Annotated in this window: 20 protein-coding genes and 1 pseudogene; 12 read left to right on the forward strand and 9 right to left on the reverse strand. The window is 70.7% G+C overall.

Translation table 11 applies throughout. The annotated features are described in order from the left end of the window. Positions 1–351 precede the first annotated feature (351 nt). Positions 352–1,254 (reverse strand): VCBS repeat-containing protein, encoded by a 903-nt coding sequence (locus LE548_RS39085; RefSeq protein WP_225101803.1) that lies wholly within the window; start codon positions 1,252–1,254, stop codon positions 352–354. 639 nt (positions 1,255–1,893) lie between these two features. On the opposite strand from LE548_RS39085, the pseudogene LE548_RS39090 reads away from it, so the two are divergent. Both LE548_RS39090 and LE548_RS39095 read left to right on the forward strand, forming a co-directional pair. Next, positions 1,894–2,061: pseudogene (locus LE548_RS39090) on the forward strand (FAD-dependent oxidoreductase); the annotation flags it as partial. A 46-nt stretch (positions 2,062–2,107) separates the two neighbouring features. After that, entirely contained in the window at positions 2,108–2,278 is a 171-nt protein-coding gene (locus LE548_RS39095; RefSeq protein ID WP_225101832.1) for a hypothetical protein, read from the forward strand. A gap of 851 nt (positions 2,279–3,129) precedes the next feature. Here the strand turns inward: LE548_RS39095 and LE548_RS39100 are convergent. Next, complete coding sequence (locus tag LE548_RS39100) at positions 3,130–3,678, reverse strand: hypothetical protein (protein ID WP_225101804.1); 549 nt, start codon at positions 3,676–3,678, stop codon at positions 3,130–3,132. Between the two features lie 424 nt (positions 3,679–4,102). On the opposite strand from LE548_RS39100, the gene LE548_RS39105 reads away from it, so the two are divergent. Both LE548_RS39105 and LE548_RS39110 read left to right on the forward strand, forming a co-directional pair. Beyond that, positions 4,103–4,888, forward strand: a complete 786-nt coding sequence (locus tag LE548_RS39105) for a polysaccharide deacetylase family protein (RefSeq protein ID WP_225101805.1) — start codon at positions 4,103–4,105, stop codon at positions 4,886–4,888. Between the two features lie 72 nt (positions 4,889–4,960). Further along, a complete protein-coding gene (locus LE548_RS39110; RefSeq protein ID WP_225101806.1) occupies positions 4,961–5,113 on the forward strand; it encodes a hypothetical protein in 153 nt (50 codons plus the stop codon). Positions 5,114–5,808: 695 nt separating this feature from the next. Here the strand turns inward: LE548_RS39110 and LE548_RS39115 are convergent. Together LE548_RS39115 and LE548_RS39120 are read right to left on the reverse strand one after the other, a co-directional pair. Next, positions 5,809–6,936, reverse strand: coding sequence for a HAMP domain-containing sensor histidine kinase (locus LE548_RS39115; RefSeq protein WP_225101807.1), 1,128 nt, complete (start codon positions 6,934–6,936; stop codon positions 5,809–5,811). After that, positions 6,929–7,624, reverse strand: coding sequence for a response regulator transcription factor (locus LE548_RS39120; RefSeq protein ID WP_225101808.1), 696 nt, complete (start codon positions 7,622–7,624; stop codon positions 6,929–6,931). Before LE548_RS39120 ends, LE548_RS39115 begins: the two co-directional genes overlap by 8 nt. 141 nt (positions 7,625–7,765) lie before the next feature. Here LE548_RS39120 and LE548_RS39125 point away from each other — a divergent pair, with 141 nt between their 5' ends. Then, on the forward strand, positions 7,766–8,218 hold the full coding sequence (locus LE548_RS39125; protein WP_225101809.1) for a hypothetical protein: 453 nt from the start codon (positions 7,766–7,768) through the stop codon (positions 8,216–8,218). A 23-nt stretch (positions 8,219–8,241) separates the two neighbouring features. Next, positions 8,242–9,315 carry an endonuclease/exonuclease/phosphatase family protein gene (locus tag LE548_RS39130; RefSeq protein ID WP_225101810.1) on the forward strand — a complete coding sequence of 358 codons (1,074 nt, stop codon included), beginning with the start codon at positions 8,242–8,244 and terminating at the stop codon, positions 9,313–9,315. 255 nt (positions 9,316–9,570) lie between these two features. Here LE548_RS39130 and LE548_RS39135 read toward each other — a convergent pair whose 3' ends face one another. The 3 genes from LE548_RS39135 to LE548_RS39145 all read right to left on the reverse strand — a co-directional run bounded on the left by LE548_RS39135 (position 9,571) and on the right by LE548_RS39145 (position 12,500). Next, complete coding sequence (locus LE548_RS39135; RefSeq protein ID WP_225101811.1) at positions 9,571–10,242, reverse strand: pyridoxamine 5'-phosphate oxidase family protein; 672 nt, start codon at positions 10,240–10,242, stop codon at positions 9,571–9,573. Beyond that, complete coding sequence (locus tag LE548_RS39140; protein WP_225101812.1) at positions 10,239–11,534, reverse strand: globin domain-containing protein; 1,296 nt, start codon at positions 11,532–11,534, stop codon at positions 10,239–10,241. Before LE548_RS39140 ends, LE548_RS39135 begins: the two co-directional genes overlap by 4 nt. Positions 11,535–11,837: 303 nt before the next feature. Beyond that, positions 11,838–12,500, reverse strand: coding sequence for a hypothetical protein (locus LE548_RS39145; protein WP_225101813.1), 663 nt, complete (start codon positions 12,498–12,500; stop codon positions 11,838–11,840). Positions 12,501–12,561: 61 nt separating this feature from the next. Between LE548_RS39145 and LE548_RS39150 the strand changes: the two genes are divergently transcribed. Then, the gene (locus tag LE548_RS39150) at positions 12,562–13,053 is read left to right on the forward strand and encodes a hypothetical protein (protein ID WP_225101814.1); all 492 of its coding nucleotides are present in this window, start codon (positions 12,562–12,564) and stop codon (positions 13,051–13,053) included. A gap of 99 nt (positions 13,054–13,152) precedes the next feature. Continuing rightward, entirely contained in the window at positions 13,153–13,419 is a 267-nt protein-coding gene (locus LE548_RS39155) for a hypothetical protein (RefSeq protein ID WP_225101815.1), read from the forward strand. On the opposite strand, the gene LE548_RS39160 is transcribed toward LE548_RS39155, so the two are convergent. Both LE548_RS39160 and LE548_RS39165 read right to left on the reverse strand, forming a co-directional pair. Continuing rightward, positions 13,416–14,327, reverse strand: a complete 912-nt coding sequence (locus tag LE548_RS39160; RefSeq protein ID WP_225101816.1) for a hypothetical protein — start codon at positions 14,325–14,327, stop codon at positions 13,416–13,418. The genes LE548_RS39155 and LE548_RS39160 overlap by 4 nt on opposite strands. Next, positions 14,324–14,728: a hypothetical protein gene (locus LE548_RS39165; protein WP_225101817.1), complete on the reverse strand. Its 405-nt coding sequence runs from the start codon at positions 14,726–14,728 to the stop codon at positions 14,324–14,326. Before LE548_RS39165 ends, LE548_RS39160 begins: the two co-directional genes overlap by 4 nt. Positions 14,729–14,824: 96 nt before the next feature. On the opposite strand from LE548_RS39165, the gene LE548_RS39170 reads away from it, so the two are divergent. From LE548_RS39170 to LE548_RS39185, 4 genes are all read left to right on the forward strand, one after another. Continuing rightward, positions 14,825–18,175, forward strand: coding sequence for a CHAT domain-containing protein (locus LE548_RS39170; protein WP_225101818.1), 3,351 nt, complete (start codon positions 14,825–14,827; stop codon positions 18,173–18,175). A 48-nt stretch (positions 18,176–18,223) separates the two neighbouring features. Beyond that, on the forward strand, positions 18,224–19,423 hold the full coding sequence (locus LE548_RS39175) for a tetratricopeptide repeat-containing protein (RefSeq protein ID WP_225101819.1): 1,200 nt from the start codon (positions 18,224–18,226) through the stop codon (positions 19,421–19,423). Positions 19,424–19,517: 94 nt separating this feature from the next. Continuing rightward, on the forward strand, positions 19,518–19,880 hold the full coding sequence (locus tag LE548_RS39180; protein ID WP_225101820.1) for a hypothetical protein: 363 nt from the start codon (positions 19,518–19,520) through the stop codon (positions 19,878–19,880). Next, complete coding sequence (locus LE548_RS39185; protein WP_225101821.1) at positions 19,877–20,104, forward strand: hypothetical protein; 228 nt, start codon at positions 19,877–19,879, stop codon at positions 20,102–20,104. Before LE548_RS39180 ends, LE548_RS39185 begins: the two co-directional genes overlap by 4 nt. Positions 20,105–20,172 lie beyond the last annotated feature (68 nt).

Here is a 20,172-nt window from a genome sequence, read left to right on the forward strand (position 1 = left end):
TCCCGCATGCGGACGCAGTACACCCATCGTCTACGACCCCACGGTGGGGCAGGCGATCAAGCGGTACAGCCACACGTACCAGCGTCCCCGCGGGGTGGATCTGCGGTGGACGAGCCGCAGGCCGTACGGCCCGCATTCGAGGCGCTCGGCCTCGGTCCGGCCGATGCCGACCTGGTGGTGGCCACCAACGCCGAGCAGATCGCCGAGCCAGACGCTGCTCACCGACCCGCTGTACGTGGCCAACCAGCACCAGCAGGGCGCGCGGGGACGAGCACGGCGCGTTCGTCGCCGCATACGTGGACACCGTACGGGACCTGTTCCCGCGCGCGTGTGCCAGTCCCTGAGAGGGTGTCAGAAGAGGTCGCGGTACTGGTTGAAGCCGGTGCCGATCCTGACTCGGGACCTGAAAGGCGCGGCCGCCTTGCCCGTCCCCCTGTACAGCCACAGGTTGCCCTTGGGGTCGCGGGCGAGCAGGTCGCTGTGGCCGTCGCCGTCCACGTCACCCGTGGCCACCAGCCTATTGAACTGGTTCCAGCCGGGACCCGCTTTCACGGGGGGCGCGAACGGCTTCCGCAGATCGCCCGTGCCCTTGTAGAGCCACAGGACACCCTGCTTGTCGCGGGCTACGATGTCCGGCTTGCCGTCGCCGGTCAGATCGCCCTGGCCGGTGATCTGGGTGAACCGGTTCCAGCCGAGGCCGACTTCGACGCGCGGTGCCAGCGAGCCGTCCGCCTTGGTCTGGAAGCGCCAGAGGACGCCCCGACTGTCGCGGGCCAGCAGGTCGGGGTGCCTGGCGCCGCCCAGCGTGCCGGGGGAGAAGACGACGTTGTACCGACCCCAGCCGCCGGCCACCTTCTTGAGGCGCCCGTTGCGCCAGAGATTCAGCGTGCCGTCGTCCATGACGTGGTACGCGCCGTCCTGATAGCCGGTCAGATCGGGGTCGATCGACACCCCGTACCTGAAGTGCGGCCAGACGTAGGCACCCGACCGGTCGTCGAAGCCGCCCTTCCCGTCGGGCATATAGGCGTACATCTGGCCCGACGGCAGGATCCCGGAGAGGAAGAAGAACGGCGCGGCCGGGGTGGGCTTGTGCTGCCCGCCCGCTGCGGCGCTCCGGGCGACGTTCTTAGCCGGACCGGTCGTCGCAGGGGTGTCGGCCAGAGCGGTGCCGGCAGTGGCGCCGACCAGGGCGACGGCGATCGCCGAGGTGACGAGACGCGACAGGGCGCGTACACGCCGGGAAGACTGGGCCACGTATGACTCCATGAGGTATGCGGAATCAGCCGGTGCGCTCTGCATAGGTGTGGAGAGCACCCGCACCACTGTCCGGATCTTTGCACACCTGACCCAGTGGTATTGCGGTTGGGGTTCGGAATGCGAAATTCCGCCCAGACGGCACTGCGGAAGGGCCACAACTGCCTATGAATTGCGGCCCTTGTGCTGTGGCCGGAAAGGCCTCAGCGGGTCGCTTCTGCTGCTGGTGCAGCGGCACCCCGACCGGCGTTTCCGGTGCCGATACTGAGCCTCCTCCGGCTGAGTGAACCCCGCCCCCGGTGCCCGAACCGCTCGCGGAACTCCGTTTCGCCGAATCGACAGCCAGGCCAACATGAACACCGGGAACAGCCATGCCTTCCGCCGGCTGTTCCCGGGGCGCCGAGCCGGGCATCCGCTCCATGTCGGTGGGCCGGGGCCGGTATCGGCTCGTTGCCTGATCGGTGGTCGGTGATCTGTCGGTGATCAGTCGACGGCTGCCGGGACATTGGAGCTGGTTGGCGTCGGCGATCAACGGCACCGGCCACCAGCATCGCACCGTCCCGACGTACTGGAACGGCGCTCCCGGAGTGTCGTGCCGACTGTTCACCCAGCGGTCCACGATCAGGAAGGAAGCCCCCTATGACCACTGACGTCACGATCACCGGCGCCGGGCTCGGCGGCCTCACGCTCGCCCGCGTCCTGCACGTCCACGGAATACCGACCACGGTCTATGAGGCGGAGCCCACTCCGGCTGCGCGGTCGCAGAGCGGGATGCTCAGCATCCACGCCTGCAACGGACAACTCGCCCCAACACACCTCACGTTCTGATCAACAGGATCAGTGAGAAGGATCGATGAGTCACAAGAGCAGCGCCACGGCATGGTCACCCGCGTGTGGCGCGACGGCGACAGGCGCCAGCCTCATCCTGCCCTCGATCTCCGGCGCCGTCGAAGGACGCGTCCACCGGAGCAGGATGGTCAAGCGCGAGATGTACGGCCGCGCGGGCTTCGAACTCCTCCGCTGAAGTTCACCGGTCAGCGGAACCTGTCCGTCGCCTCGGGCCGGGGCTCCATGCCCGAGTCGTCGTCCACCTGGTCTTCCTTGTACCAGCCACGTCGGTCGAGCCAGGTCTGCCGCCGCTCGGTAAAGCTGGGTGAGTCAAGAACCATGCTGTGGAGGAGTCCCCACCGTCGATCGCGTTCGGCTCGAAGAGTAGGACGGTGCCGTCGGCGCTTCGATGGTCACTCAACGTGACCATCTCACAGAAGTGATGCTGTTGGCGATATTCACTCCATCGAGTGAATATCGCCAACAGCATCCAAAAGCTGAGCCCGAACCGATTGGAGTGAACGAAGCCATTGCGGGATGTCTCCGAGGCCATCGAGTCGGGCAGGTCGGGGCGGATGGTCACGGCGGCCGGGCCGGGGACAGTGTCGACCACCTCGTGGGCAACGGGTCAGTAATGGCTGGGCTCGTACTCCAGGACGGCGATCGTAGTCGGCCAGGAGCAGGCGGCAGGCGAAGGTGACGGCACCGCCCGGGGCGCGGGCTCCGTCGAAACGTGCGATGCGGCGGGCGGGATCGCCGTCGTGGATGACGCCCTGGCACAGAGCATGCAGGTCCTGCCCGGCGCACACGTGCAGCATCACCGTCCGTTGCACCGCACGTGGCCCTACACCGGATCAGTCAGGGCCTGGACCCGGCCCAGCTCGCGGAGCTGCTCGGTGATCCGGCAGCGGGAGGCGCGGTCGATGCGGGGGTAGACGCCTGCCTGCCGGCGACCGGGAAAGTCGCGGGCGAGGCGTATGGTCGGCCGGTGGCCTTCGCGAGGGTGGGTCGTGGCGGGCGGATCACCCGCACCCGAGGCCGAGGAGGTCAGCCGTTGGTGGCTCTGTCCTCCGGGCCGGCCGCGTCCCCGATGGCGACGCGCAGGTCGTGCATGCCTTGCAGGACGTCGATGAGGGCTTCCTCCGCCCCGCTCAGAGCATGTCGCGTTCCCTGCGCATCGCCGCGCTCAGCATGCAGCTGGGCGCCGAGCGTGTACACCGCTGTCATCACGGCGCCGAAAGCGGCCTCCCGGCCGGGGGGCAGTTCTTGCGCCTCGGGTTGGGAGATCTGCACCGCGGCGCGCTGCAGCCGGTTCGTCACGACGTTGACCGCGAGACCGGGATCCGCTCCCACCTGTTCATCCCAGCCGAGCAATGTCTCAAGGACGTCCTCGATCTCCGCTTCCTCGGTCAGCCGGGTCGCGGCGGTGATCTCAAGCTCCGTCTTCGCCAGAAGACTGCCCAGCAGCCGCAGGCGGTCTTCTTCCTGCGGCCCCGAGGGCCGCTTCTTGGTGTCTGCCACCGGCTCGGCACCCAGAGCAGCCAGCGCTGCATAGATCTGCTCAGCACTCACCGGGCTCCCGTTACTGTTGCTCACGCATTCAGCTTCACTCAGCGAAGGCGGACCCGCCCGCCCAGACACCTTCCAGTCCCCGTCGACTTCCACCACCCGGACCAGCGCCTGGCCGAGCAGATCGAAAAGGTCGCTGATGCCTGCTGACCCCAGCAGCCCGAGCCGGTGCTGCTTCGCTGTCGGCCATGTGGCCGGCCGTCCCGGCTCCTTTGGAAAGGAACGCCCGTGTTCCGTGCCTCCCGCTCGCCGGTGCCGCCATGGGCATATCTTCAAGGAACTGCGTCGATTGTCCGATGACGGGGGCATGGAATCACGTGGTCGGGCCGCGCTGGGCCGTGTCGTATCCCGCCGTCTGCTCCTTGCCTCCGCTGCGCAGTACACGGTCCTGCGGGCGGTGCGGTCCGAGGTTCCGCCGAAGCCGGCTACAGCGGCATCGCCATCGTCAGGTGTGACGGCCGGCGATGCGGGGCTGGTGTCCTTTTTCGGGTCGGAGAACCGTGTGATCCGTACGCGGGAGCGGGTTGTCGCGGTGACGTTCAACGCGGCGTGGAACGATGCCGGACTGGACCGGATCCTCGGTGAGCTGGCCCGCCGGCACGCGCCTGCCACCTTCTTCCTGACCGGCGATTTCGCCGACCGCTACCCCCGGGTGGTGAAGCGGATCGCGGCCGGGGGGCATGGGTTGGGCAACCAATCCTACAGCCACCCCTACTTCAAAGACCTGACCGTCCCGGGGAGGGTCTGGGAGGTCCGCGCGGCTGAGCGGGCCCTGAGAGCGGCGGGGGCGGGCAGAGCGCTGACCCCGTTCTTTCGGTTTCCCTACAGCGAGACCAGCCCTGCCCAGGTCAGGGAGGTCAACGCGCTCGGATTCGCGGACATCGAATTCACCACTGACACCAACGGGTGGAAGGGCACCGGTGGCGGGATGACCGTGATCCGCGCCTTGCGTAGGGCGCTGGACGCCCTGCGGCCGGGGGCGATCCTTCAGATGCACGTCGGCGCGTCAGGGGGCGGCACCGACGTGATCGATGCCCAGGCTCTGCCGCGGATTCTCGATGCCGTCGTCTCCCGCGGCTACCGGGTGATCGACCTGCGCACGCTGCTCTGCCCTTCTTCCCTGACCGCATCCCCGTTGCGTGAGACCAGCGAGGTGCTCGCGTTATCGCTGCACGCCGAATGCATCCATACCCGGCACCCTCCTCTGCGTGGCGAGAGCCGCCGGATACGCGGCTGACCCGCCCCGGACCGACGTGCCGACCGGACCGGAACGGGGGCGGCCCGGGGCACCGGCGATGAGCCCGACCACGTGTCTGGCCGTACAGCGCTCACCCTCGACCACCCGCCGCAGCGCCGCACACTCGTCGACAGCCGGCTCCAGCAGATCAGCCTGGACGCCGGCCTGGCCGGCATGGAGCAGGCGCTGGAGCGGCTCCACGCCCTGTCCCCGCCCTCGTCATAGCGCCCGTGGGTAGGAGCAGCAGCTCAACTGCGGGGTCGGACAGGACTGTGCCCGGACCCACTGCCCGTCCGACGTTTCCAGGCCCCGCGCATCCCGATCGCGGAGAGCGCTGCACCCGCTCCGCGACAGGCTCGCGGCGAGTTCGTCGCCGAGGAGGACATAAAGCAGTGGTGGAAGGGCTCCTGAAACGGCGTTCTGTCCCTCCGAGTCCGGGCCAGACTGGGGCATCACCTTCAGCACGCGCCGCGACGCGGACCGGGAGGCGGTGAAGCCATTGGGCAAGTACGGGTCGAGCGCCGAGAACAGCGCCTCCACGGATCGGTATCCAGTGACCGTTGCACGGGGTCGTCAGCCCATCCACGGGGATGGCAGCGGTGCCCGCCGTTGGCAGGTGCATCGGTATGGCTTCGGCGGACTCGCCACCATGCTCTCGCCCTTCGACCCGGATCTGGAATCGTGGACCTCGTGGACGAAGGCCCGAGGCGGTCGGGATGGCCGGCGGTTCCTGCTGGGACCCGATGGCGGCCGGATCTGCGCACCACGATGCCGGCCGGGCTCATGCGCGATCCCGGCGCAGTCGGCCTGGACTCGCTGCCGGCGGAGATCGCCAAACTGAATGGCGTACGCATGCCCAGGCCGGCCGAGAAGGATGTTCGCTGACTGTTGGGAGAAGGTGGTGGCCGCGTGGCGGCGTATCAATTCCCCGGTCCGTCACCATCCGGTGTGCGGGCTGTCGCGGGCAGTTCCACGGTGATGCGGAGCCCGCCGGCAGGGCGGGGGATGAGGGTGAGGGTTCCATCGTGTGCGTGGGTGATGGTTTTGACGATGGCCAGGCCGAGGCCGAGGCCGGCGTGATCGGTGTGCAGGCGTTCGGTGCCGCGCTGGAACGGTTCGGTGAGTGTCGAGGCCAGCTGGGGGGTGACCTGCTCGCCGGTGTTCTCGACAGTGAGCACCACGGTCTTGGGACGGACGCTGGTATGCACCCACACGCTGCCCCCTTCGGGCAGGTTGTGGACGATCGCGTTGTGCACGAGGTTCATGGTCAGCTGCAGCAGGAGCGCCGGTGATCCGAGTGTGGGGGTGATGTCGCCGCTGGTCTCGACAGTGACGCCGTGCTTCTCCGCGAGGGGGAGGAGTGTCTCGGTGGCTTCTTCCGCCATGAGGGACAGGTCGACGCGTTCTCGGGTGAAGGACCGCCGCTCGGCTCGGCCGAGCAGGAGCAGTGCCTCGGTGAGGTCGATCGCTCGGGTGTTGACGGCGTGGAGGCGGTCGATGACTTCGCCGGTGTCGCACGCCGGGTCGGTGCGGGCCACGTCGAGAAGCGCCTTCGAGATGGCCAGCGGGGTGCGCAGCTCGTGAGAGGCATTGGCTGCGAATCTCTGCTGCTCGGCAACGTGTGCTTCGAGCCGCGCGAGCATTGTGTCGAAGGCGTCGGCGAGTTCGCGGAACTCGTCCTTGCGGCCCGGTAGTTGGATCCGGTGGGAGAGCGATCCGCTCGTGGCCCTACGGGTGGCGTCCGTGATGCGGGTCAGTGGGGCGAGCATGCGGCTGGCGAGAAGCCACCCTCCTCCGAGGCCGAACACCAGCAGAAACGCCAGTACGGCGGCTGCTCTCGGAGCGAAAACGCGCAGGAGGTTGGACCGGACGGGGAAAACACCATGAGTGGTGCCGGTGGAGCCGGGGATGATGAGCGCGCGTTCGGGGACGTAACGCAGGAGGAACACCCACACCGCCGCGAGTAGCAGGGCGCCGGCAAGCATGAGGAATCCGGCGTAGCTCAGGGTGAGTTTGACGCGAACGCTCAGACCAGGGGCCCTATCCACGGGCTGCTCCCTCGCGTCCGGCCTGTGGCGGCGTGTCGATGCGGTAGCCGACGCCTGGCACCGTGCCGATGATCCAGGGTTCGCCGAGCCGTTTGCGCAGTGCCGAGACGGTGATCCGCACGGCGTTGGTGAACGGGTCGGCGTTCTCATCCCACGCCCGCTCCAGCAGCTCTTCGGCGCTGACGACACCGCCTTCGGCGGCGACGAGGACTTCGAGTACGGCGAACTGTTTCCTGGTCAGCGCGACGTAGCGGCCGTCCCGGTACACCTCTCTGCGGAACGGGTCCAGCCGCAGCCCCGCGATCTCTCGTACGGGGGGCCTGTTGTGGGCGCGTCTGCGGTCGAGTGCTCTGAGCCTGAGTACGAGTTCTTGGAGTTCGAAGGGTTTCGTGAGGTAGTCGTCGGCGCCGAGCCCGAACCCGGAAGCCTTGTCGTCGAGCCGGTCGGCCGCGGTGAGCATGAGGATCGGCATTCCGCTGCCAGAGCCGACGATGTGTTTGGCGATCTCGTCGCCGGACGGTCCGGGGATGTCGCGGTCGAGGACGGCGATGTCGTAGGCGTTGATGCTCAGCAGTTCCAGAGCCGTGCCACCGTCACCTGCGATGTCGGCCGCGATCGCCTCCAGGCGTAGGCCGTCGCGGATGGCTTCCGCCAGATACGGTTCGTCCTCGACGATCAACACACGCATGCCACCAAGGCTACGAGTCGGCACATATCGTCAACGTATCGAAATCCGCAAACGTGCCGGCAACACGGCGCTGCCTTGACTGGCGGCATGAAGCGAACCCCACCATCACCACGAGCAGGGAACCGCCGGATTCGGCGGCTCGTGGTGGTCGGCCTGATCGTCGTCACAGCAGTGATCACCGCAGCCCTCAGCTCCCAGGTGCCGAAGCCTTCGTCCGCCTCGGCCTCCTTGCTCTCCTCGGCCGCATTGCCCTCGACGTTCTCCTCGGCCGCATCACCACATGCGTCTCGCCGTGAGCACCGTGGTACGCCCGGCAAGGCTGACGGTGTCGTCCCCGACGGCGTGACGGTCTTCGACGATGCGCCGGAACACCGGAATCAGCTGCCACGCAAGGCGGACGCCACGTACGGGTCCGACGACGAGGCCGCCCGATGGGTGGCCACCGCGGCGACTGCGCCAGCGTGGCTGTCCCGGCGCGGCGCCGAATACGGGCTGTGCCAGATCGACAAGGACGAACTGCGCCCCCGAGCGACCGATCGTCGCCGTCCGCGTATGTATGCCGACCCCGCACAGGACCCGAGGACGCAGCAGTGACCGGCAGTGAACGAGGACGGACGATGACGCAGGTGGACAGGGCGGAGACCGGGCAGGAAGGCGCCGGCCGCCGCGACACCGGCTTCACTGCCCGGCGCGCGCGCATCCGCCGGGCAGTCCGCATCGCCACCCGGCCGGGGCCCTGGAAGCGCGGCCCGGTTCTTGCGGCGCTGGCGCTGCTGCTCGGCCTGCTCATGCTGCTGCACGCGCAGATCACGGACCGCGGGGGCCTCGGCAGCCTGGTGGAGACCTTCCTGCCGTGGTTCGGGCTGTTCATTCCGGTGCTGCTGGCCGGGGCGCTATGGCGCCGCTCCGCCTCCGCGGTGGTCGCGCTCTTGCTGCCGGTCATGGTGTGGCTGAGCCTCTTCGGCGGGCTGCTCAGCGACAAGTCCCACCCTCGCAGCGACCTCACCGTGGCCAGCCACAACGTCGACGCCGACAACCCCGACCCGGCCGGCACCGCACGTGACCTGGCCGCCTCCGGTGCGGACGTACTGGCCTTGGAGGAGATCACCCTGCAGGCGAAGCCGCTGTACGAGAAGGGTCTGGCGAAGGAGTATCCGTACCACACGGTGCTGGGAACGGTCGGGCTGTGGAGCAAGCTGCCGCTGTCGGACACCCAGCCGATCGACATCATGGACTACGGACCGCTGGCGGACACCAAGCCGGGCGACAAAAAGATGGCCGCGAACCGGGCGCTGCGCACCACGGTGGCCACGGACCACGGGCCGCTGAGGATGTATGTGGCCCACCTGGGGTCTGTACGGGTGAATCCCTGGGCGGGCTTTTGGACGGCCTCGCGGGACATAGGCGTGCAGGCGCTCGGCAAGGCCATCGCCGCCGACCCGAGTAAGCGGACGGTGCTGCTCGGCGACCTGAACGGCACCATGGACGACCGCGCGTTCAACGGCATCACCTCACAGATGCGCTCGGCCCAGGACGCGGCCGGGAACGGCTTCGGCTTCACCTGGCCGGCACATTTCCCGGTGGTGCGGATCGACCAGATCCTGGTCCACGGCGTGGAGCCGACCAGCTCATGGGTGCTGCCGGCCACCGGCAGCGACCACCTGCCGGTCGCGGCGGGAATCAGCTGGTGACACCGCGCAAAGGCTGGCGCTCCACCTGCCGCAGACCGCACTTGCCCTCGTCAGCACGCTGATGATGTGGCATGGCTGTCGCGTCGCTTATTGATCTTGGTGGTGGTCTGCTGTTGAGGCAGGAGGCGGTGGCCTCACCGGGCAGCGGCCTTGCGTGCAGTGCGCCGGGTCGCGTGGCCGTGGGGTTGCCGGCCCGTGCCGGGGGTGGAAGGCGGGTCTGGGTCAGGTGTCGCAGGAGCGGCGAGACGATCGGAATCAGTGGCGGAGGCGCAAGCGGTGTCGCCATGAGGTGCGGCCGGTGTCGGCATCTCCCGCGTCGGGGGCCTGGTGAGAAGGGGAGGACTCCGTGAAGTAGGCGCTGTCCTTGGGACGGTTGCGGTCCGTGGTCGGGCGGGGGCGCGGGGCCGGCTCCAGGTGGGGGATGTGCTTGGAGCAGTGGACGTATGCTTCCTCGACGGTGAGGTGGACCCACAGGTGGGGCTGGCGCCCGGGCGCGGTGTCGGTCGGCAGATGCGGGTACCACGCGCGGAGGTCGCGGTCGGTGTACAGCTTCACCGTGCCATTGACGTGCAGCCCTATGTGATCATGAGTGAAGTCCATGAACAGCATGCCGAGGTGGGGGTTCTCGGTCATGTTGCCCGCACTGGCCAGGACACCGTTGCCCCGGTATTCGGGGTAGGTCAGAGTGCGGTCGTCGAGGGCGACGCAGAATCCTGGCGGCCCGGAGCGGAAGCTGCTGTCGCAGGCTCCTCGGGAGTCGGCGGTCGACAGGAACATCATGGTCTGCCGGGCTATGAACTCCCGCATGGCGGGCGTCAGGTAGGGATGTACCTGGCGGTCGTAGAAGTCGGCCGCTCGGTCAGTGGTGCCGAGCTGCTGCTGCAGCAGTCGTTCACCGAAGGAGCCGGTCGTCTCGGGGCTGTTCACAGCTGGTCGGTCTCCTCTTCGGACGGGGGCGGCCCCAGAGGGGCGGTCAGGACGGGGACGTCCCAGGGGTCGTAGTGGATGTGATGAGGCGGGACACCGTGACGTCGCAGGGCCTGCACGGCTTCGCCGAGCATCTGTGGTGGGCCGCACAGGTACGCCTCGTGCCGGTAAAAGGGGCCGAATTCCGCCAGTACCTCGGGCAGCGTGCCCTCCAGTCCCGCGATGCGCTCGTGGGAGACCGCGGCCCGGACGCGGAGCCAGTGGTAGCGCTGGGACATGCGCAGCATGTCATCGAGCCCGTACAGTTCGTCCGCCGTTCTGGCGCCGATGAACAGACTGACCTCCCGCGCGTCGCCGATGCCGTTCCGGGCCGCCTGCTCGATCAGGGCGCGTATCGGAGCCAGGCCGGTGCCGCCGGCGACGAAGAGCAGGTCCCGTCCGGCGGTCGGACGCAGCACCATATCGCCTTCCGGCGGGCCCAGCCGGACGGGGTCTCCCGGACGGGCGTGGTGGACCAGCGCGTTGCTGACCGTGCCTCCGGGCACCGCACGGACGTGGAAGGTCAGCTGCGAGTTGGGCCGTGGGGCGTGCGCGGGGGAGTAATGCCGCCACAGCCTCGGCGCCCGGGGCGTCTCGACGCTCACGTACTGGCCCGCCACGAAGGGGTACGGCAGTTGTGGCTGGACGGTGAGCTCAGCGATTCCGTGTCCGCGGTGCACGTGCTTGACGATGTGCGCGTTCCACACGGCCGGCCGGTGACGCGCATCCTCCTCGGCGGCGCGGACCGTCACGTCCGCGGCAGCCGTGTAGGCACGCTGCCAAGCCGCCGCCAACTCCGCGCTCCAGGCCGGGCCCGCGTAGTGGGAGAGGGCTTGCAGCAGGCACTCGCCGACGGCCCGGTAATGAGCGCTTTGCGTGCCGAACTTACGGTGGTCACGCCCCAGACGGGAGCAGAACGCGATGAGGTTACCGGGGTCGTCGACCAGTTCTACGATGCGCAGCAGAGCGTGGACCAGACGTTCCCGCTGGACGTCGAGTTCGGCCGGGAACAAGTTCCTGATCTGTGGATAACGCGCGAAGAGGATGTCGTAGAAGTACCCGGCCGGCTCGGCGACGTGAGGTGCGACAATCGCCAGGCTGGCTCGCACCAGCGCGACGTCCTCAGCACTGACAGGGGGCTGGGCGGGTGCGGCGTGATGGGCCACCGGGGCGGGGACCGGGCCGGCTGGGGCGGCCCTGTGCGATCCGTCCGCCAGCCCCTGCGGCGTGTCCGGGTCCCGGGTGTGCTGCATGGACCGGAATCTGCCCGTCACCGTTGATCCCAGGCGTGTTCCGTCGCCGACGCCACACTGGCCTGAAGGCAGAGCCTCTCCTCCATCTCCGCGATGCGCGCAAGGTGTGCCGGCTGAGTCCGCATCACTGCGAGACGGAATCGTCCACCCACGCCGCTCGCTCGTTTCTGCGCGGAGAGGACGACACCCAGCCTGGACGAGTTACGGAACTCGCTCGGGACCATCCCCGGCGCCGGGCGACGCCGAGCAGACCCGGTCCGGGCCGTGGATGTCTGCCGCAGGGGATGGCTCCCGGCACGGACTTCACCACGGTGCGGCCTGGGTGCGACATGCGTCATACCAGTGCGCTGGCGAGCACTGTACATGGAACCCACGTACCTTTCTCTCACCACGTCGGCGCGCTCGGCAGGAGCAGGGCGACGTCGTCGGGCGCTGGGCCGAAGCTGCCGAGAGCCCCCGCGCGTGTGCGAAGAGGTCCTGTGCCGACAGCCCGGCTGCCTGGACGGGTGACCGCCGGGCGCCCGTCACCCTAGCGTTCGAGGGTGTCGACATGTCACGCAGCCGCTTCAGACTCCCGAGGAGCTGCTCCAGCACCGCCTCGTCCACCGGACGCGGCAGCCGTCGCGGCTGCTTGACCGTCACCGTGCGGCGCGTCGGCTGCTGAGGGCTCGCGCGGCCCACGAACGGCTGGTGCCGGTCCGGCACCTGAGCGAGTGCCCGGTCAAGACGCTTCTGCATCGGCGAGTCGCCGTCGTACTCCTCGGCGGCCACCATCCAGTCGTAGAAGTTGGAAACAACGGCCAGGATTCGGTTCACCGTCGCCGGCGCCGGCAGGCTGCCCGGCGCCTCCGGGCCGCCGATCACGACCGTCAGGACCGGCTGCTGGGCGGGTCGACGCGACGGTGCTCGCCTGAGGAACGCCAGCAGGCGCAAGGCGTCGGGGCCGCGGAGCTCCCGCCAGGTCATCCCCTCGGCAGCGAGAAAAGGTGAACCGGCGCCGCAGGTCGTAGTCGTACGCGCAGATCGTGTGCGACGAGGGAGCGCGGTCGACCAGGTGATCGAGGAACCGGCAGGGAGCCGCGACCGGCGGGTCGTCTCCGTCGATCAAACGCACGCGCCGCACCACCCCGCCATCGCGTTCCTCGACCACCCGCACAACGGCTCCGCGAGCACGGACTGGGACGGCCGGACGACACCGTTCCACGGCACCACCTCCTGCGGAAATCACGCGACCTTGACGGTGCTTGCGGCGGGTTCCACCGGATCCAACCCGGGCACGCCCATCCCGAGCCCGACGGCCTCCGCGACCCCGGCCCCCTCCGCCTCGCCGTCCACCTCGGCCGAGGCCCCGTCCGTGACCTCGGGCACGACCTCCGGCACGTCCGGGGCGAGCTCGCAGCCGGCCAAGAACGGAAGCAGCGGGACGTCCACGATCGCCGCGGCGGCCGGCGCCTTCCTCCTGGCCGGAGCCGGGGCACTGGGCGTCGTGGCCCTGCGCCGCCACCGCACGCGGGCCTGACCCCGGAAGCAGCGCAGGCACCACCCGTCCAGCCAGGACGGGAGGGCTTCTGCTCGGCCGGCCGCCTGAACGGCTCAGCGAGGACGGTCGGTGATTGTCATGCCGACCGAATCGGACAGCCGACGGCCACCCGGGGTGGGCCGGTTCAGCATCGCCACATCCGACAGGAAGCTGCACGAGAGCGGCCGGTACCGCGACACAGCCATGTCGGTGGTGTTCGGCGGTCCGATCCCGTGCATCGCGGTCGCCGTCAACATCACACACCTACGGGTCGACCGGTTCGAGGGAGCAAAGCGCCTCGGCCCCGTCGACGCTGCGGCCATGGCCCGGGTCGACCAGGCCCTGCGCGCCGTTCAAGACCTCTAGGCGACGCCCTTGTTCAGCACACGCGTCATCTCCGTGCCCACCTCCTGGGTCAGGCCGCCGTCGCACGGGATGCCGAGGGTTAGGGCGAGGTCCTTGCCGTGCAGGTCGGTGAGTGCTTCGACGAGGTCGGCGAAGGCGGAGGCGGCGGAGCGGCCCCGGGGGACCGCGGTGGCGGCGGCCAGCACGCCGATGACCGCGGCGGGCCACCAGCAGGCGCCGAGCAGGAGGTAGGCGACGGCCCAGGCGTGCAGGCGGCAGGCCGAGGTGAAGGCGGTACGCGCGGTGGAGAGTTCTTGGCGGGTGCCGTCCGGGGCGAGCAGCCACAGGTGGGGCCAGGCGGCGGTGAGGTCGAGGCGGTAGGCGCGCCAGACGCGGTGTTCGGGAGCGGTGATGCGGTCGCCGGCCCAGAACGGGTGGCGGGGCACGGCGAACGCGATGCGGGCGCGGGCGGCATAGTGGCGTTCGGCGGCCTCGGTGAGCGGACCGGCGTCGTCGGCGCCGGCGATCGTGGCGCGTCCGGCGGCCACCAGGGCGGTGCGATAGGCGCTGTCGGCGGCCTCCCAGCGGCGTCGACGACGGGCCGTCAGCCGACGGGTGACGGGCCCGCGCGCATCGGTGAGCCAGGCCCTCTCCCACCACGTGCCCACCGCCTGGACGCCGACTCCGACGGCCGCGGAACCGGCCAGGACGGCGATCGCGACGACCGCGACGCCGCCCGGGCTGTGGGCGCCCGGGGCGGCGGCCAGGGCGTCGAGCCGGGCGCGCAGCCGCCCAGGGTCGTTCCAGTGGCGCTGTCCGAGGGTGACGGCGCAGGCGAGCGCCGCCAGGTAGATCAGACCGGGGATCGCCAGCAGTGACATCCAGCGTTCGGCGAGCCGCCCGCCGAGCGTGTTGAGGAAGGCGGTCACGGCCGCAGGGTGATCTCGCGCAGCGGCTGCTCGAAGACATGGCATCGCGGCGGCCGGTCGGCGTCGGCGGCGGGCGCCTCGACGCGTGCGCAGCGGCCGAGAGGGCAGGCGAGCACATACAGCGGCGGGTGGCCGTGGCCGGCGCCCGGGAGGCGCTCGTACGAGCCGGGGGTGGTCCGGTAGGAGCCGAGGCCGGCGCTGTGCCCGGCGGCGAGGAGTAGCTCCTCCACCTCGTCGAAGGAGTCCTCCAGCTCCTCCGGCGGACGGCTGGCGCGCGCCTCGGCGAGGATGTGGTCGACGAGTCCGCGCATACGGGCGTCCGCGGTCAGCTCGGCCGGCGTCGCCGTCAGCCTGCGGCACAGTTCCCCGAGTCGCTCGTGGCCCGGTCCGGGTTCCACCACCACTGCCTCCCTCCGCTGTGCGGTCAGCATAACGACCGTGTGATTGCGGGCAGTTGGATATCGTAAAGCGTCATCACGGCATACGGGGGGCCGGACATGTCGTACGAGGAGCGGACCGCTTCGCCGGATCCGACGGATGTGGCCAACGCGCACCTGGACCGCTGGTGGCGCACGCACGATCGCCGGGATCTGGACCGGGCGGTCGAGTGGTACCGGGCCGCCCTGCGCGAGGCGCCGGACGAACGCGGCCGTCGCAGCCGCTCGGCGAATCTGCGGGTGGGCCTGTGGCTCCGCTGGTCGGCGTTCCACGACGACCGCGACCGGGACGAGCTGATCGCGCTGTGCGGCGAGGCGGCGGCCGAGGACGACGCGGCGGAGCAGGATCTGCTCTTCCTCGGGGTCGCGCTGGGCCGGCGTTTCGACGACGAGCGGCGCCGGGAGGACCTGGACCGGGCGATCGGGGCGCTGCGCCGGACCGTGGCCGTCCCGCTGGACCGCAGCCGCAACCGGGCGACGGCACTGGCCTCGCTCGGCCAGTCGCTCGTCGTCCGGTTCGAGCACGCGGGCGACCCGCGCGACCTGGCGGAGGCGGAGCGCGCGTTCCACGGTTCGCTGAGCCACCTCCCACCCGGCGACCCGGAACGCCCGTCGGTCATGGGCGGTCTCGCGCTGGCCCGGGAACACGCCTTCGACCGGACGGGAGACCCGGAGACCCTGAGCGAGGGGCTCGCACTGCGGCGTGCGGCACTGGCGGAGAGCCCGCCGGGGGCGCGGTACCGCGCTTCCGCGCTGGACGGTCTCGGTGCGGCGCTGCGCAAGTGGGTGGAGGTCTTGCCCGACGAGTCCGCCGTCGACGAACTGCTCCGTGTCACCAGGACGGCCCTGGCGGAGGCCCCACAGCGGACCGACGCCCCGGCTCGGCTGACCGCGCAGACCAGGCTGGGCGTGGCGCTGAGGCTGGCCGCCGAGAACGGCGGGGGTACGGCGCTGCTGCATGAGGCCGTGGACCTGCTGCGCGCCGCTGTCCGGCACACGCCCCCAGGCGGCCGGGACCGAGGGCTGAGACTGAACAGCCTGGGCAACGCCCTGCACCGGCTCGGGGAGCGGACGGGCGACGCGGCCTTGCTGGACGAGGCCATCGATGCGCTGCGGGAGGCCGTGGCCGACGGCCGGCCCGGCCGGCCCTTCCTGCTGGCGAACGCCCTTTCCGCCCAGGTGGCGAACCTCGCGATCGCCCTGCGCGAGCGCTACCACCAGACCGGGGACCTCGCCGCCCTGCGCGAGGCCGCCGAGCTGGCACGGCAGGCCGTCCAGTCCTGCGACCTGCCGCTGGAATCCACGAGCCATCTGGCCAACCTTGGGGTGGTCCTCCAGACCTGGTACAACCGGACCGGGGACACCTCGGCGGCGGACGAGGCCGTCACGGTAGCCCGTGAGGTGCTGGCCCGCACCCCGGAGGACAGCCCGCACTGGACCGGCCGGGCGAACCATCTCGCCAACGCCCTGTACGAGCGGTACCGCGCGGCCGGTGACCCGGCCGGCCTGGAGGAGGGGATCGCGCTGCAGACACGGGCCGTCGACGCGACCGCGTACGGTGACCCGCGTCTGCCCGTGCTGCTGCACAACCTCGGCAAGGCGCTGCTCACGAAGGCGGAAGCCCGGGAGGATCCGGCCGTGCTGGACCAGGCGGTGACCACGCTCGGCCGGGCGGTGTGGGCGCCCGACGAGAACGAGGCCGAGCACGCCAACCATCTGCAGACGTACGCGAGTGCCCTGCGCACCCTGCACGACGTCGCCGGTGATCCGGGCGTGCTGCTGGCGGCCGAGGATGCCTACCGGCAGGTCGCCCGGATCGCCGCCCTCCCGGCCGGCCGGCGGATCGGGGCGGCCCGCGACTGGGGCGCGGCCGCGGCGGACGCCGGCCGCTGGGAGGAGGCGCTGCGGGGATATCGGCTGGCCGTGGAGCTGCTGCCGTTCGGCGTCACGCGGCGGCTCGCGCGCAGCGACCAGGAGCACCGGCTCACGGGTGTCCACGGGCTGGCCGCCGACGCGGCGGCGTGTGCCGTCCACGCCGGGGAGCCGGAACGGGCCGTTCTGCTCCTGGAGCAGGGCCGGGGCGTGCTGCTCGGGCAGGCCATCGCCGCGCGCGGCGACTGGGAGCGCCTGCGCGGCGCCCACCCGGAGGCGGCCGGGCTCTTCCTTCGGTTACGGGACCGGATCGACGAGCTGGGCGCGGTGGAAGAGCAGCAGGACGGGGAGCAGCAGGACGACGAACGGCACCGGCTGGCCGCCCAGTGGGAAGGGCTCGTCACTCACATCCGCACCCTGCCCGGCTTCGCCGGCTTCCTCGCGGCACCGGCGCTCGGCAGCCTGCTGGCCTGCGCCGACCGAGGGCCGGTGGTGCTCGCGTACTGCAGCCGGTATCGCAGCGACGCGCTGGTCCTGAGGCCGGACGGGGTGCAAGTTGTGTCGCTGCCGCAGGTCACCCCGGCGTCGGTGGCCCACCAGGTGGCCCGGCTGGACGACGCCCTCGCGGCGGCCACCGACCCGGCCGGGGAACAACGGGCCCAGCGGACGCTCGGCGAGGTGCTGGGCTGGGCGTGGGACCACGTCGCCGAACCCGTTCTCGCCCGCCTCGGCCTGCTCGGCCCGCCGTCCGGCGACGACTGGCCCCGGCTGTGGTGGTCGCCGGGCGGCGCGCTCTCGGCACTGCCGTTGCACGCGGCCGGCCATCACGACGGGCACCGCGCCGTCCTGGACCGGGTGATCTCCTCCTACACCCCGACCGTACGCGCGCTGGCGTACGCCCGGGCGAGGGCCGCGGGGCCGGTGCCACCGGGCCGACTGCTGGCGGTGGCACAGCCGGAGACGCCAGGCGCGCGGCCGTTGCACGGTGCCCGGCGGGAGGTCGCGGAGCTGGCGAAGCTCCTGCCGTGCGATCTGGTCACCGGTCCCGACGCGACACTCGCCCGGGTGGTGCGGGCGCTGCCCGAGCACCCTTACGCGCACTTCGCCTGCCACGGGGTGAGCGATCCGGACGATCCGTCGAACGCTCGCCTGCTCGTCCACGACCATCAACGAGCGCCGCTGACGGCCCGGCAGATCTCCCGGCTGGACCTGCCGGGGGCGCGGCTCGCGGTCCTGTCGGCCTGCGAGACCGCGCGGGGCGCGAAACGGCTGGCGGACGAGTCCATCCACATCACCTCCGCGTTCCAGATCGCCGGGTACCCCCACGCGATCGGGACCCTCTGGCCGGTGCACGACGCGGTGGCGGTCCGGGTGGCCAGGAGCCTGTACCGCCGCCTGCGCGAGGGCCGCTCCGCCGACTCCCCGGTCCTCGACACCGGGCGGAGCGCCGTCGCCCTGCACCACGCCGTGCGGGAGTGCCGTGCCGCCTTCCCCCGCACTCCCAGCCTGTGGGCCGCCCATGTGCACTCCGGGCCCTGACGAACCACTGGTATCTGCTGATACCCGATCGAAGGGAGCTGATCCGACATGGCCCGATGGTGGCGTGGCCGTTCGAGGACTCCGGACGACCCGCCCGACCCCGACCCCGACCCCGGCCGTGAGCCCGAGCCCGCCCCCGGCCCCGAGGCGGATCCGGAGTCGGATTTTCCGCCGGCGGCCGAGTTGGTCGCCACGCTGACCGGCCCGGACGGGACCGAGAAGGATGTCGCCCGGGTCCCCATCCCCGCCGACCAGCACTTCGGCCTGATCGCCAACGCCAAACTGCAGCGTCTCGGCCCGGACCACCCCGAGACGCTGGCCGCCTTCCGCTACTACGCCCGGGTTCTCGGGCAGGTCGAGGGGCGCCGCGAGGAGGCCCGGGAGCGGTTTACGGAACTGGTGCGGGCGCAGTCGCGGGTGCTGGGCTACGTGCACGCGGACACCCTCACGACCGCCGCCGACCTGGCCGCGCTTTTGCAGACGACGGGCGAGCTCGGTGCTGCGGAGGAGGTGTGGCGGAGTGTGTGGACCAACCGAGCGGAGCTGCTGGGCCGCGATCATCCCGACACGCTCGCCGGCGCGGTCCGTCTCGCCGAGGTGCTGGAGGACCTGCGGCGCGTGCCGGAGGCCACCGCGCTGCGCAGGGACGTCCTGGAACGCCGCAGGCACACGCTCGGGCCGGAACACCCCGACACACTGTCCGCCGCCAACGGCCACGCGAGCTCCCTGATCAAGGCGGGCCGGTGGCAGGAAGCCGAACGGGAACTGCGGGAGCTGATCGTACGGCTGGAGCGCCAGAGCGAACGCGGTGACGAAGCCCTGCTCACCGCACGGGGCAACCTCGGCGCCGCCCTGGTCCGGCTCGGCCGCCCGGAGGAGGCGCAAGCGGTGCTGCGCACCGTCCTGGCCGAGTACGAGCACGCCCGGGGCCGGGATCACCACGGCGCTCTCATGGTCCGCAACAACCTCGCCGCCGTGCTCCACGCCATGGGGCGCTACGCGGAAGCCGTGCCTCTGCTGCGCGAGGTCGAGGCCGGCAAGGTCCGGCAGTGCGGCGACACCCACCCCGACACCCTCCACGCCCGGGACAACCTGGCGAACGTCCTGATGGACGCGGGGCAACGGCAGGAGGCGGCTCAATTGCTGCAAGGCTGCCTCGACGGCTATCGCCGGGTGTTCGGCCCCGGCCACCCGCTGGTCCGCAAGACCGCCGAGCGCCTCGACTGGCTCCGTGACAACCCCGCCTAGCCAAGGGCTCGCAGGGAATCAAGGTGCTGCTTCGCGTGATGCGGCTCGTTGTTGTGATACGAGCGTCCCCGATGAGGTTCGTGGTCAACTCGCCGTGAAGTTCGCGGCGGCCAAGCCGGTCGCCACCGCCTTCCTGGCGCTGGGCCTGACCACCACCCTGCTCGGGGGCGTGGCGCGAGCCGACATCCCCGGCGTCAACGGGGTCTACACCGGCTGCTACTCCCGCACCAATGGCGTGCTCAGGCTCATCGACTTCGAGGCCGGCCAGCGGTGCCGGCCGGGCGAGACCACGGTGACGTGGAACCAGACCGGTCCTCAGGGTCCGGCGGGTCCCCAGGGCCGGCGGGACCGGCCGGACCCCAGGGCCCGGCGGGTGCGCCCGCGACGAAACTCTTCGCCTTCGTGCAACGCGACGGCACGCTTGTGGCGGAACGGTCCAGCGGCGCGACATCCGTGACCGTGGTCTCCGACGGGTTCTACCGAGTCGACTTCGACCGGGACGTCAGCAAGTGCGTCTTCACCGCCACGACAGAACCCATCGGATCCGAGTTCGGGATCTTCAGGGGGTACGGCAACACCCTCCACGACGACAGCCGGCCGAACGAAGTCTCGGTCCTGACCACCAACAGCGGCGGCCACACCCTGGGATTCGACTTCAACCTCGCGGTGTTCTGCCCGTAGGACAAGAAAGCCCAGGACTCGGGCGCTGAGCCCCGAGCCCTCCTTACAAGGAACGGGTGGGAGGGCCC

Source organism: Streptomyces sp. CoH27 (genome assembly GCF_020181035.1).
Lineage (GTDB): Bacteria > Actinomycetota > Actinomycetes > Streptomycetales > Streptomycetaceae > Streptomyces > Streptomyces camelliae.

Bases quoted from the DNA above. Each gene is read 5' to 3' on its own strand.
- LE548_RS39155 (WP_225101815.1), top strand. From the start codon at position 13,153: ATGCCGACCGAATCGGACAGCCGACGGCCACCCGGGGTGGGCCGGTTC.
- LE548_RS39095 (WP_225101832.1), top strand. From the start codon at position 2,108: ATGAGTCACAAGAGCAGCGCCACGGCATGGTCACCCGCGTGTGGCGCG.
- LE548_RS39140 (WP_225101812.1), bottom strand. From the start codon at position 11,534: ATGCAGCACACCCGGGACCCGGACACGCCGCAGGGGCTGGCGGACGGA.
- LE548_RS39145 (WP_225101813.1), bottom strand. From the start codon at position 12,500: ATGACCTGGCGGGAGCTCCGCGGCCCCGACGCCTTGCGCCTGCTGGCG.
- LE548_RS39170 (WP_225101818.1), top strand. From the start codon at position 14,825: ATGTCGTACGAGGAGCGGACCGCTTCGCCGGATCCGACGGATGTGGCC.
- LE548_RS39120 (WP_225101808.1), bottom strand. From the start codon at position 7,624: ATGCGTGTGTTGATCGTCGAGGACGAACCGTATCTGGCGGAAGCCATC.
- LE548_RS39175 (WP_225101819.1), top strand. From the start codon at position 18,224: ATGGCCCGATGGTGGCGTGGCCGTTCGAGGACTCCGGACGACCCGCCC.
- LE548_RS39130 (WP_225101810.1), top strand. From the start codon at position 8,242: ATGACGCAGGTGGACAGGGCGGAGACCGGGCAGGAAGGCGCCGGCCGC.